Source organism: Pseudomonas brassicacearum (assembly GCF_918698105.1).
GTDB lineage: Bacteria > Pseudomonadota > Gammaproteobacteria > Pseudomonadales > Pseudomonadaceae > Aquipseudomonas > Aquipseudomonas brassicacearum_F.
Genome location: NZ_CAKKMI010000001.1, coordinates 125,015 through 137,247 on the forward strand (window position 1 = coordinate 125,015; position 12,233 = coordinate 137,247).

Here is a 12,233-nt window from a genome sequence, read left to right on the forward strand (position 1 = left end):
CCTACTCCTTGGCGACGCGTTTCATGTCCGCATCCATCATCGTGCGGATCAGGGTGTCGAGGTCGGTCCGGGGCTTCCAGCCCAGGACGCGTTGTGCCTTGGCCGGGTTGCCGAGCAACACCTCGACTTCGGCTGGGCGGAAAAACGCCGGGTCGATCTTGACGAAGTCACGGTAGTCCAGGCCCACGTGTTCGAAGGCAATCCTGCACATCTCGCGCACAGTGGTGGTGACGCCGGTAGCCACTACGTAATCGTCGGGGGTGTCCTGTTGCAACATCAGCCACATGGCCTCGACGTAATCGCCGGCAAAGCCCCAGTCCCGTTTTGCGTCGATATTGCCCAGGCGCAACTCCTGTTGCTTGCCCTGCTTGATGCGCGCAGCGGCATCGGTGACCTTGCGGGTGACGAACTCGATGCCACGCAGCGGTGACTCGTGGTTGAACAGGATGCCGCTGCTGGCATGCAGGCCGAAGCTTTCCCGGTAGTTGACGGTGATCCAGTGGCCGTACAGTTTCGCCACGCCATAGGGGCTGCGTGGGTAGAACGGGGTGTGCTCGTCCTGTTGCTCGGCCTGGATCAGGCCGAACATTTCGCTGGTGGATGCCTGGTAGAAGCGCGTATGCATGCTGAACTGGCGAATGGCTTCGAGCAGGTGGGTGACCCCTAGCCCATCGACGATGCCGGTGGTCACCGGCTGGTCCCAGGAGGCCGCGACGAAACTTTGCGCGGCCAGGTTGTAGACCTCGTCCGGCGCCGACTTGATCACGGCCCGTTGCACCGAACAGGCATCGGCCATGTCACCGTCCAGATAAACAATGTCCTGTTCGATGCCCATCTCTCGCAGCCGCCAGCGCGAGTCGCTGCTTCGTCGCGCCACCAGGCCGTGGACCTTGTAACCCTTGTCGAGCAGCAACTTGGCCAGATACGCGCCGTCTTGACCGGTGATCCCTGTGATCAATGCACTTTTCATTCTTGTTGTACCCGTATCTCCCAGTCGGACAGGATCGCCCGCAAGGATTGTTGTGTTGTTGTTTCAGACGTCCATCCGGTGGCCTGTCGTAGCTTGGCTGGGCTACCACAGACGCGACGCTGTTCTGCGCGGCGAAGACGCGCAGGGTCCTGGATCAGTTGCACGTCGACCTGGGCGATATCGCCCAGTTGTTCGATGAGGCTGCGAATGCTCTGCTCGCGGCCCGAGCAGATGTTGTAGACCTGCCCTGGGACGCCTTTGTCCAGCAGGGCCAGGTAGGCCGAAATCACATCGCCGACATCAAGGAAGTCGCGGGTTACGTCGATATCGCCTACTTGCAGCCGGGCCGGTTGCAGGCCCAGCTTGATCCGGCTGATTTGCCGGGCGGCGCTGGCAATGACGAAGCTGTCCTTCTGCCCTGGACCGATGTGATTGAACGGGCGGGCCACCAGCACCGGCCAGCCCTCGCTCATGCCCCATTGCAGGCTCAGCAGTTCGGCCGACAGCTTGCTTACGGCATACGGGTTGCGCGGGGAGGGCAGTTGCAGTTCGGTAATCGGCAATCGGTCTTCGCTGACCTGGCCATAGACATCACCGGAGCTGACATAGAGGAATGTCCCGGTGAAACCCCGGGCCTTGAGGGCCTGGAGCAAGTTCAAGGTGCCCAGCAGGTTGATGTGCAGGGTGCGCGCCGGATCGCGGAAGGCTTCAGGGACAAACGTCTGGCCCGCCAGGTGGATCACGGCGTCGGGGATCTCGGGCCAGAGGCCTTCGAGGGTCTTGGCATCCGTCAGGTCGTAGCGGGCAGCGACAGGCATGACTTGCCACGCCGAATCATGACCGATCAGTCGAGATTTGAGGTGATGTCCAACAAAACCGCTGAGGCCCGTGACGAACAGACGTTTTTTCAAGCATCAACCCCTTTTTACGGTTGCTTCGTCTATCGCGAACTGAGTAGGAAATTTCCGTAAGATCGGGGAAAAACCACTCAACGATCAATCTAGAGAAGCATTTGTTGTAGTTGTTTGGTTGCCAATCTGTGCCAATTTCGAAGCAATTTCAACAGCGCAAACCGTGACCGGTCAGTTCTCATATGTATAGCGGGTTTATTCGCACCGAGCGGTTCACGAACCCTTGGTGGATGTGTTTAGAATGCCCCTCGTCACGATGTCCCTGGTTTCGATCTTCGGGGTCGAACCGCAGGGACGGGATCACAAAAAAAACAAGAACGAGACGGGTAGCAAGACGAACGACGAGTAACGGCCCGGGGCCGGCTCGATACGTGACTCGACCGTCATGAAGTGGGGCTGCCGGGATGGCAGCACCATGATGGGATGCCATGAATTTCATTCTTTACTCGGACGTAAACGATCACTCCATCAGCCAGAGCCTCGGCCGCCCTGAGTACAGCTATTACTTCGTGCTCAAGGCTTATCGCCCCGTGCTGGAAAGCCTGGGACCGGTGCATGTGGTGTCGTCGGTCGACGAGGTCGATCCGCTTTACCAAACGTTGCAGGCGGCCGGGCAGGACTGTTTGTTCCTTTCGTTCTCTCCTCCCTACAAGACTCCCGTCGATCTGTTATGTCCGACGCTCTGTGTGGTGGCCTGGGAGTTCGATTCGATCCCGGCCGAACACTGGGACGACGACCTGCGGCATGACTGGAGCCGCACGTTGGCCCGTCATGGCCGGGTGATTACCCTGTCCAGCCACACGGCCGAGGCGATCCGCCGGACCTTGGGCGAGGATTTCCCGGTGCTGGTGTTGCCCACGCCGCTGTGGGAGCGTTTCGCGGCGGTTCGCGAACAATACCCAAGCCTGCCGGTCAACCCGGGAACGACCTTGCGGATCAAGGGTTGCATCATCGATAGCCGGCCCCTGGGGCTGTCGGCTGACGGCTTGATCGCGCCGATCCTTGAAGAGCCGCCGGACCCGGACACCAAGCCGCAGCCCCTGACCTGGCGGCGGCGCGCATCCATTTCTCGCCATTACCTGCGCGAAGTCATCCGCGCCTTCAGCAGCAAGGCCGAGCAGGGTCCTGTGTGGCTGTTCAAGCACAACCTGTTGGGTTGGTATCGCGAGGCGGTCCGTGACCTGATTCCGGTGCCGGTTCGCGTTGTGGTCAGCAGGATCCTGCGGGGGCCGTCGCTGGCCGTCGAGGCCGCTCCAGAGCCAGCACCCTCGGAACACCCCCAGGCCGTCCTGCCGGACACCCACCGGGTGGTCGAGACAAAAGTCAGCGGGGTGGTGTACGTCAGTGTGTTAAACCCCGATGACGGGCGCAAGAACTGGCATCAATTGATTACCGCATTCTGTTGGGCCCTGCGCGACGTCGAGGACGCCACGCTGGTGCTGAAAATGACCCAGAACGATCTGTCGACCTACTACGTCCATTTGCTCACGCTACTGTCCCAGCTGTCGCCGTTCAGTTGTCGGGTAGTGGTCATGCATGGGTATCTGGATCATGAGCAGTTCGCCCGGCTTTATGGCGCGGCGAGCTTCTACGTCAATGCCTCCCGTTGCGAAGGGCTGTGCCTGCCGCTGATGGAGTTCATGTCGTGCGCGAGGCCAGTAATCGCACCCGACCACACGGCGATGCGTGACTACATCGATTCCGAGGTGGCTTTTATCGTCAAATCCAGCCGCGAACCGGCTATCTGGCCTCAAGATTCGCGCATTCTGTACCGCACCCTGCGCCATCGGCCCGATTGGGGCTCTTTGAAACTCGCCTACCAGCAGAGCTACGCCATGGCCAAGCACCAACCCCAGGCCTACCAGGCCATGGCCTTTGCCGCCAACGAACGGATGCGCCGCTATTGCGGCTTCGCCCCGGTGCAGCAGCGCCTGGCGGATTTCCTGGCTACGCCAGCCGGTGACGAAGGGCTGCCGCTCGCGGTCCAGGCAGGTACCGCTTAATGTTGATCATCATTTATTCGGAAACCAACCAGAGCAACATTCTGGAAAGCCTCGGCAAACCCGAGTACAGCTATTACTTCGTGCTCAAGGAGTTTCGTCCGGTGCTGGCGCGGTTGGGGCGGGTCGTCGAAGTGACTCGGCCTGACGAAGAGGTCGATCAGTTGTACGCCGATTGCCTGGCGCGCGGCGAGGGTTGCGTATTCCTGTCGTTCTCACCTCCTCATCGCACCGCCGCCCACTACGCCTGTCCGACGATTCCGGTGTTCGCCTGGGAGTTCAGCACCATTCCTACCGAAAGCTGGCAGGGCGAGCCCCGGCACGATTGGCGGGTGGTCCTGGGCGCAACCGGCATGGCGATTACCCATTCCAGCTTCACCGTCAAAGCCGTACGCGAAGTCATGGGGACGGATTTCCCTATCACCGCGATCGCGGCACCGGTATGGGATCGCTTTGCCGCTCGCGGCGCTGTGCTCGCCAAGAGGGCCGTGGTGGATCACCTGCGCCTGCAATTACGCGGATTGTTGATCGACAGCCGCCTCATCGACCTACAGCCCTACGGTCCTCCAGCGCATCGGGCCGGCACACCGTTGGGGCTTGAAGGCCCGCCTCGGGATCAGGAGTTGTTCCTGGACGGTGTGATCTATACCTCCGTGTTCAACCCCTATGATGGGCGCAAGAATTGGACTGACATGATCAGTGCTTTCTGTGCAACGTTCCGTGACGTCTTTGATGCAACGCTAGTGCTCAAGTTGACCCATCACGACATCACCGATGCGCTTAACGATATATTGCACCACCTCTACAAGAATCAACCGTTCCGCTGCCGCATCGTGCTGATTCACGGTTACCTGGCGGACGCGGACTACGAGCGACTGGTGGAAGCCACCCGGTACGTGGTCAACAGTTCCTACGGCGAAGGGCAGTGCCTGCCGTTGATGGAGTTCATGTCCTGCGGCCGCCCGGCGATTGCGCCGCTGAACACGGCGATGGCCGACTACATCGACCACGACAATGCCTTCGTGGTGGATTCGACCGAGGAACTGACCGCCTGGCCCCACGACCCGCGCGCGGCTTACCGGACCCTGCGTTATGTCACCGATTGGGACTCACTGTGCTCGGCCTATCGTGCCAGCTATGACGTGGCCAAAAACGACCCCGAGCGTTATCGCCGCATGTCGGCTCACGCCGTGCTCAGCCTGGAGAAATTCTGCAGCCAGGCGAACGCCGAGCGGGGTTTGCGGGCGTTTTTCGAGCAACTGTCCGAGCGTCGCCGGAACGCGGCGCAGCCATGATCCGACGATGGCTGGCCGAGCGCAGGCCAGCGGTGGAACCTTCGCCACCGCCGACGGCGGCCGTTTCGCCCCGGGATGTCGGCCTCTGCGACGCGATGCTTGATGGCTGGTTTCGCAGTGAAACCGGCGAACTGCTCAAGGGCTTTGCCATCACGGCCGACGATACCTTGCTGGACGTAGGGTGCGGCGAAGGTGTGGCGACGCTGTTTGCAATGCGCCAGGGCGCGTCGGTGATCTTTACCGACAGCGAACAGGACAAGGTGCGCGACCTGGCTCGCCAGGTCGAAGCGCAGACCGCCGCACCGTTCTTGGGCCTGGTCAGCAACAGCTTGCCGCTGCCCCTGGCCGATGGCTGTGCCAACAAGATCGTCTGCATGGAGGTGCTCGAGCATATCGATGAGCCAGCGCCATTCATGGCTGAACTGGTGCGCATGGGCCGCCCTGGGGCGCAGTACTTGCTCAGCGTGCCGGCCTCGGTGGGCGAGCATTTGCAGCAAGGCATCGCGCCGCCGGGCTACTTTCAGGCGCCCAACCACGTGCAGATTTTCAGTGCCGAACGATTTGCCGCGCTGGTGGAGGAGGCCGGGCTGGTGATCGAGCATCGCCAGGCCAGCGGATTTTTCTGGGTCATGGGCATGATTTTCTTCTGGGCCAGCGAACAGTCGGCTGGCCGAGACCTGGAGGGTGCGGTGCGCGACCGCATCCAGGCGCCGTATCCAGCGTTGATGGAGCGCTGGGCGAGCCTCTGGCAGGATTTGCTGACGCAACCTGATGGCTTGGCGATCAAGCAGGTGCTGGACCGGTTCATGCCCAAGAGCCAGGTCATCATTGCCCGCAAACCGGGGAATGCATCATGAGCAGCAAGCGAATCATGAACATCGAACAGCTGCTCGTTGTAATGGCAACGGTCCCTGATTGTGTTGTTGAGTGCACTCGATTATCGGCAGGCCAAACAAGGTTGGGCGCAATCCTGACGCTCAACGGATTGAAGCCTGTCCACCGCCTCGCCTTCCTTACCGTCTCTGGAGCGTATTGATGCTGAGCCTTTTAAAAAAACTCACCAAGGGCATGCCCGGGCCCACCGAGCCGGTGACTGACAAGATCGACCCTTATATGCTCGGGCTGCAGGATGCGATGCTCAGTGGCTGGTTCAACCAACAGACCAACGAGCTGTTCACCGGCTTCCCAGTGACACCTGAAGATACCTTGCTGGATGTTGGCTGTGGAGATGGCGGCAATGTGCATTATTGCGCGATGCGCGGGGCGAAGATCATCATCGCCGACATCGACGCGGCCAAGGTCGAGGCCACTCGCCAGCGCTTGAGCGACACCCCCGCGCGTGGCGTCGAGTGCCATGTGACCGACTGCAACCCGCTGCCCATTGCCGACGCCACGGCCACGCGGGTGGTGTCCACCGAAGTCATCGAACATGTCGACGACCCGGCGCAGTTCCTTGCCGAACTGGTACGGGTCGGCCAGCCCGGTGCGCTGTACCTGTTGAGCGTGCCGCACCCCAGCTCCGAAGACCTGCAAAAGGACATCGCCGCGCCGGAGTACTTCCGCAAGCCCAACCACATTCGCATCATCAGCGAAGAGCAGTTCAAGGCGATGGTCAGCGAGGCGGGGCTTACGGTGTTGAGCCACAGCCAATACGGTTTCTACTGGTCGATGTGGATGCTGTTGTTCTGGGAGGCCAAGGTCGATTTCAGCAACGCCGACCACCCGTTGCTCAATCATTGGGCCGACACCTGGCAAGCCGTGCTGAATTCGCCGCGCGGCCCGCAGATCAAGCAGGCGCTGGATGCGGTGGTGGCCAAGAGTCAGGTGATTATTGCTCGCAAACCTTGATGACGTCGGTAGACCTCCATCCTGTGGGAGCGAGCTTGCTCGCGATAGCGTTGGTTCAGCCGCCTATAGATTGACTGATACACCGCTATCGCGAGCAAGCTCGCTCCCACAATGATGCGCACGGCGTTAATCTGCACATCTTTTGCGCGCGGTAAGGCTTCATGATTGTTCTTTTCCGGCTCTCCCTGGCCCTCGCCGTGTTGTTTTTGGCGGGCTGCGAACAACCTCCACCCCCAGCCCTGGATCAACAGCTGTATATCTGGCAACGCCAATGGACCAAGGCCCACGAGCCGGCGCTGCGCCAGAGCCGTGGCGATTTCTCCAGCCTGCGGGTGCTGGCGTTGCAGGCTTTTCCCGGGGAGGGCTGGCGCCGTGCGCGGATCGATCCGGCCTTGCTCAAGGCTGACGGCCGTTCGCTGATCGCCGTGATTCGCCTGGACGGTCAGCTCAAGGCCTTGGACCAGGACGAGGTGATCGCGCAGATCCAGCAGGTGCTGGGCGATTGGCAAGCCCAAGGCCTGACCCCGGTGGGGATAGAAATCGACCACGATGCCGGCAACGCACGGTTGCCGGCCTATGGAAAATTCCTCGGCCAACTGCGGCAAGTCCTGCCGGCCAACCTGCGGCTGAGTATTACCGCGCTACCGGCCTGGCTCGACAGCCCGGCATTGCCGGGGTTGTTGGAAACGGTGGACAGCAGCGTGCTGCAGGTCCACGCGGTGAGCGATCCCCGGCAGGGATTGTTCGAGCCGAAACAGGCCCGGCGCTGGGCGCAACGTTGGAGCGACGTCACCACACGGCCGTTTTATCTGGCCCTGCCGGCGTACGGCGTGGCGCTGCTGACCCAGGAGAGTGGCGTTCCGGTGGTGGAAAGCGAAGTGCCGATCGATCGCGCTGGCGAGCGGCGGGAGTTGCTGGCCGATCCGCAACAAGTGGCCGGGCTTGTGGCAGATTTGCGTGCCGATCCGCCGCAACATCTCGCTGGGCTGATCTGGTTTCGCCTGCCGCTGGCCGGCGACCGACGGGCGTGGAGCCTGAACACGCTCGGCGCCGTCGCCCGGGGAGACAGCCTGGACAGTCGGCTGGCGTTGCAATGGACAGAGCAGGATGGTTTGTACGATATCCGCCTGGTTAACCAGGGCAATCTCGACAGCCCCTGGCCCCAGCGCCTGACGCTGGCTGTCGGCGTGTGTGACGGCGTCGATGCCTTGGCCGGTTATACGTTGCAACAAACCCCCGGACTGCTTACCTTCACCCGCATTCAGGAAGGCCGCTTGGCTGCTGGCGGCCAACGGGCAATCGGCTGGGCGCGCTGTACGAAAATCGACCAAGGAGGTTTCAATGTTTACCCGTAAGTGGCCTCGTCACCTACTGTGTCTGAGCCTTTGTCTGCCGCTGGGCCCGGCGCTGGCCTGCGGGCCGGATTTCCCGATGCGCTTGCTGGATAACCGCGCCCAGTCGCTGGCCGAATTGCCCGAAGGCAGCTTTCGCTTCGAGGTCAGCCGCCTCGGCCAGGCGATTGCCGGGCTCAAGCCGGCCACCGAGGCCACGCGCAACCCGGACTACAGCTATGACGACCTGCCTTCCTATGTTGAACAACGCAACCAGGCCGAGCAGATCGGCCTGAGCCCGCCGCAGCAAGCGGTGGTGGAGCGCCTGCGGGCCCTGACCGATATCGACCAGGTGGCAGCCGAAGCGGCCAACCTGCCTGATGAACTGCGCCTGTATGCAATTGGCGCGGCGGCTTTCAACGTTGGTGAGCATCAGCGCGCCGTGGAAGCATTCCAGCAATTGCTGGCGTTGCCGGCCGATCAACGTCGGTTGCGCAGCACCTGGGCCGCGTACTCCCTCGGCCGGGCCCTGTTCGCCGTGAGCACCGAGGCCGGCAGCGGCGACCCTGCGGTCTTGCAGGACCAGGCGCGAGCGGCGTTTCGCCAGGCCCGCGAGTTGAGCATTGCCGGCTTCAGCGATCCGCTGGAACTGGGCATCGCCAGCCTTGGCGAAGAAGCCCGGGTGGCCTACACCGCTGACGATTGGGACAGTGCCATCGGCCTGTATGCGACCCAGAACCTGCAAGGCTCCCCGGTGGGCTATAGCTCATTGCTGCAATTGGCCGGTGATTTGAGCGCCCAACCGGATGAGCGCTTGAGCGAATTGCTCAAGTCCAAGGCGGTGCAGCGATTGGTCACCGCCTACCTGCTCAGCCGCGTCGGCTGGTGGGACGGTGAAGAACCCTCTGGCGATAAAAGGCTGTTCGAACGGTTGCAAGCCAACGCCCGGGACAACCTGGACGATGCCGACCGTTTAGCGGCGGTGAGTTACCAGCACGGCGATTACGCCAGTGCTCAGGCTTTTGTGAAAAAGGCTTCCGACACCGGCCTGGCCTGGTGGGTGCGCGCCAAGCTGGCCCTGCGCGATGGTGACAAGGTTGCCGCAGCGGCGGCTTATGCCAAGGCTGCCCAGGCTTTCCCGAACGATGAATCCTGGGGCAGCCGGCGGACACCGGATTGGAACTTCGAGTCGGTGCAGCCCAAGTGCCGGGTCGAAGGTGAAAGCGCGATCCTGGCCTTGCAGCGCGGCGATTACCTGCAAGCCTTCGATCAGCTCTATCGCGGCCAGAGCAACTATTGGTACGACGCTGCTGCCGTCGCCGAGCGTGTGCTGACGGTGGATGAGCTCAAGCAGTACGTCGACGCCCAGGTTCCGGCGCCACCGGCGTTGAGCCAGGAGGATCGGGACAACTATGTGCCGCTGCCGGTGGCTGCGAGCCTGCGCAACCTGCTGGGTCGTCGTTTGCTGAGGGAAGGGCGCTTTGATGAGGCGCCAGCTTATTTCGATAACCCGGACCTGCAGGACAAGGCCCGCGCCTATGGCCAATTGCGCCAGGAGGCGGAGTCCAAATGGTGGCCAACCCGACGAGCCGAGGCGTATTTCAATGCGTCCAGGATGGCGCGCAAATGGGGCATGGAGTTGCTTGGCTATGAGATGGCGCCGGATTACGCCAGCCTGGGCGGCAGCTACAGCCTGGAACCGGTTGAGCTGAAGGTCGGGCCGCTGGTGGCCGAAGGCGAAGTGCAACGCCAGCAGGCCAGCGCGGCGCAGCCTGAGGTGCGTTACCACTATCGGTTTGTCGCCACGGCGCTGGCGAGCCAGGCGACGGATTATTTGCCGCATACCAGCCAGGCGTTTGCGGCAGTGCTGTGCAAAGCGGTGGGATACAACTCCAGCCTTGAGGAGCAAAGCGCGCTGTATCAACGGTATGTGAAGGAAGGTCCGTATGTGGAGTGGGCCGAGGATTTCGGTCATCAATGCCAGGAACCGGACTTTGGCAAGGCGAACAAACGCTATGTGACCCAGGCCCTGGACCCGATACGCTCGACGCTGCGACCTTACAAAGTGTGGTTGGAAGTGAGCGGGGCCGTGCTGGTGGTGGCGGTGGCGTTGGGATGGATCAGTCGTCGCCGGCGCAAGGCGCGGATGTCGGCCTCCTAAGCTGAATAACCCATTGTGGGAGCGAGCTTGCTCGCGATGACGGCATAGCAGACGCTACAAAGGCGTATGTGATTGCCCCATCGCGAGCAAGCTCGCTCCTACAGGGGGGTATCGCCAGTGGGGCGTGCCCCTACATCTGCGTCGCCATCCCCTCCACATCCATGGCCGCCTGGCGCAACGCCTCCGAGCGGGTAGGGTGTGGGTGGCAGGTCAGGGCAATGTCCTCGGCCGAGGCGCTGAATTCCATGGCCACGCAATATTCGCCGATCATCTCACTGACGCTCGGGCCTACCAGGTGTACGCCAAGGATCTCATCGGTGCGTTCATCGGCCAGGACCTTGGCGAACCCTTCGGTCTCATGGTTGATCTTGGCCCGGCTGTTGGCCGTGAAGGGAAACTTGCCGACCTTGTAGGCCCGGCCTTCGGCCTTGAGCTGTTCCTCGGTCTTGCCGACGCTGGCCAGTTCCGGACGGGTGTAGATGACGCTGGGGATCAGCGCATAGTTGACCTCGGCAGCCTTGCCGGCGATCTGTTCGATGCAGGCCATGGCTTCGTCTTCGGCCTTGTGGGCGAGCATCGGTCCGGACGTCACATCACCGATGACCCAGACGCCCGGTGCTTCGGTGCGGTGATGCTGGTTGGCGAGCATGCCGCGCGGGTCCGGGATCAGCCCGACGTTCTCCAGCCCCAACCCTTGTGTGTAAGGCCGACGACCGATAGCGACCAGCACGTAATCGGCGTCCAGGGTCTGTGCTTCGCCGCCCGTCGCTGGCTCGATCTGCAATTGCACGCCGCTGGCCGAGGTCGTGGCGCCGGTGACCTTCGAACTCAACTTGAACTGGATACCTTGTTTAGCCAAGGCCCGTTGCAGGGTCTTGCCGGCTTCGCCGTCCACCCCCGGGCAGATTCGATCGAGGTATTCCAGCACGGTCACCTGGGCACCCAGGCGCCGCCAGACTGAACCCAGTTCAAGGCCGATGACGCCGGCGCCGATCACCACCAGATGCCGGGGCACCTCACTCAAGGACAAGGCGCCGGTAGAGTCGAGGATGCGCTGGTTATCGATGGTCACGCCTGGCAACGGCATGGGTTCCGAGCCGGTGGCGATGACGATGTCCTTGGCGTTCAGTTCGGTCTTGCTACCATCGTCAGCGGTGACGGTCACCTTGCCCGGCCCGTCGATGCGGCCCCAGCCTTTGATCCAGTCGACCTTGTTCTTGCGAAACAGAAACTCGATGCCCTTGGTCAGGCCCGTCACGCTGTCGTCCTTTTGCTTCATCATTTGCGCAAGGTTGAGGGTGGGACTGACCTCAATGCCCAGGTTGGCGAATTCCGCTCCCGTGGCCGCTTCGTACAGTTCCGAGGCATGCAGCAAAGCCTTGGAGGGCATGCAGCCGACATTCAGGCAGGTGCCGCCCAGGGTGGCTCGGCCTTCGACGCAGGCCGCTTTCAACCCCAATTGCCCGGCCCGAATCGCCGCGTTATACCCGCCGGGTCCGCCGCCCAGAATGATCACGTCGTAGTCGCTCATCGCTGTTCTCCCGCTTGGCCCGATAAAAAATTATGTGCGTAATATGAGCGTTTCCAGAGATTTCGGTCAAGGCTTAAGTCAAGAGGCCAGCACCGGCTTTGGCATGAAGAATTCAAAACGAAAATTTCACAGGAATCGTTATAAGGTAACGGCATGTAACGAAGCGCCGGTGGCGTCTGTCCACGG

General features: G+C 61.8%; 9 protein-coding genes. 6 read left to right on the forward strand and 3 right to left on the reverse strand.

From position 1 onward, the window contains the following. Nucleotide 1: 1 nt before the first annotated feature. Together gmd and LQ215_RS00580 are read right to left on the reverse strand one after the other, a co-directional pair. Nucleotides 2-970, reverse strand: a complete 969-nt coding sequence (gene gmd, locus LQ215_RS00575) for a GDP-mannose 4,6-dehydratase (RefSeq protein ID WP_230146927.1) — start codon at nt 968-970, stop codon at nt 2-4. After that, nucleotides 967-1,881, reverse strand: coding sequence for a GDP-mannose 4,6-dehydratase (locus tag LQ215_RS00580; RefSeq protein ID WP_230146928.1), 915 nt, complete (start codon nt 1,879-1,881; stop codon nt 967-969). The genes gmd and LQ215_RS00580 overlap by 4 nt, the downstream gene beginning before the upstream one ends. A 428-nt stretch (nt 1,882-2,309) precedes the next feature. On the opposite strand from LQ215_RS00580, the gene LQ215_RS00585 reads away from it, so the two are divergent. From LQ215_RS00585 to LQ215_RS00610, 6 genes are all read left to right on the forward strand, one after another. Further along, the gene (locus LQ215_RS00585) at nt 2,310-3,884 is read left to right on the forward strand and encodes a glycosyltransferase (RefSeq protein ID WP_230146929.1); all 1,575 of its coding nucleotides are present in this window, start codon (nt 2,310-2,312) and stop codon (nt 3,882-3,884) included. Continuing rightward, on the forward strand, nt 3,884-5,176 hold the full coding sequence (locus LQ215_RS00590; protein ID WP_230146930.1) for a glycosyltransferase: 1,293 nt from the start codon (nt 3,884-3,886) through the stop codon (nt 5,174-5,176). The genes LQ215_RS00585 and LQ215_RS00590 overlap by 1 nt, the downstream gene beginning before the upstream one ends. Further along, nucleotides 5,173-6,033, forward strand: coding sequence for a class I SAM-dependent methyltransferase (locus tag LQ215_RS00595; protein WP_230146931.1), 861 nt, complete (start codon nt 5,173-5,175; stop codon nt 6,031-6,033). The genes LQ215_RS00590 and LQ215_RS00595 overlap by 4 nt, the downstream gene beginning before the upstream one ends. 178 nt (nt 6,034-6,211) lie before the next feature. After that, complete coding sequence (locus tag LQ215_RS00600; protein ID WP_436839552.1) at nt 6,212-7,024, forward strand: class I SAM-dependent methyltransferase; 813 nt, start codon at nt 6,212-6,214, stop codon at nt 7,022-7,024. Between the two features lie 161 nt (nt 7,025-7,185). Next, nucleotides 7,186-8,379, forward strand: a complete 1,194-nt coding sequence (locus tag LQ215_RS00605) for a DUF3142 domain-containing protein (protein WP_230146932.1) — start codon at nt 7,186-7,188, stop codon at nt 8,377-8,379. After that, on the forward strand, nt 8,366-10,516 hold the full coding sequence (locus tag LQ215_RS00610; protein ID WP_230146933.1) for a hypothetical protein: 2,151 nt from the start codon (nt 8,366-8,368) through the stop codon (nt 10,514-10,516). Before LQ215_RS00605 ends, LQ215_RS00610 begins: the two co-directional genes overlap by 14 nt. 130 nt (nt 10,517-10,646) lie before the next feature. On the opposite strand, the gene lpdA is transcribed toward LQ215_RS00610, so the two are convergent. After that, nucleotides 10,647-12,047 carry a dihydrolipoyl dehydrogenase gene (gene lpdA, locus LQ215_RS00615; RefSeq protein WP_230146934.1) on the reverse strand — a complete coding sequence of 467 codons (1,401 nt, stop codon included), beginning with the start codon at nt 12,045-12,047 and terminating at the stop codon, nt 10,647-10,649. Between the last annotated feature and the right edge of the window lie 186 nt (nt 12,048-12,233).

Bases quoted from the DNA above. Each gene is read 5' to 3' on its own strand.
- gmd (WP_230146927.1), bottom strand. From the start codon at position 970: ATGAAAAGTGCATTGATCACAGGGATCACCGGTCAAGACGGCGCGTAT.
- LQ215_RS00585 (WP_230146929.1), top strand. From the start codon at position 2,310: ATGAATTTCATTCTTTACTCGGACGTAAACGATCACTCCATCAGCCAG.
- LQ215_RS00590 (WP_230146930.1), top strand. From the start codon at position 3,884: ATGTTGATCATCATTTATTCGGAAACCAACCAGAGCAACATTCTGGAA.
- LQ215_RS00595 (WP_230146931.1), top strand. From the start codon at position 5,173: ATGATCCGACGATGGCTGGCCGAGCGCAGGCCAGCGGTGGAACCTTCG.
- LQ215_RS00600 (WP_436839552.1), top strand. From the start codon at position 6,212: ATGCTGAGCCTTTTAAAAAAACTCACCAAGGGCATGCCCGGGCCCACC.
- LQ215_RS00605 (WP_230146932.1), top strand. From the start codon at position 7,186: ATGATTGTTCTTTTCCGGCTCTCCCTGGCCCTCGCCGTGTTGTTTTTG.
- LQ215_RS00610 (WP_230146933.1), top strand. From the start codon at position 8,366: ATGTTTACCCGTAAGTGGCCTCGTCACCTACTGTGTCTGAGCCTTTGT.
- lpdA (WP_230146934.1), bottom strand. From the start codon at position 12,047: ATGAGCGACTACGACGTGATCATTCTGGGCGGCGGACCCGGCGGGTAT.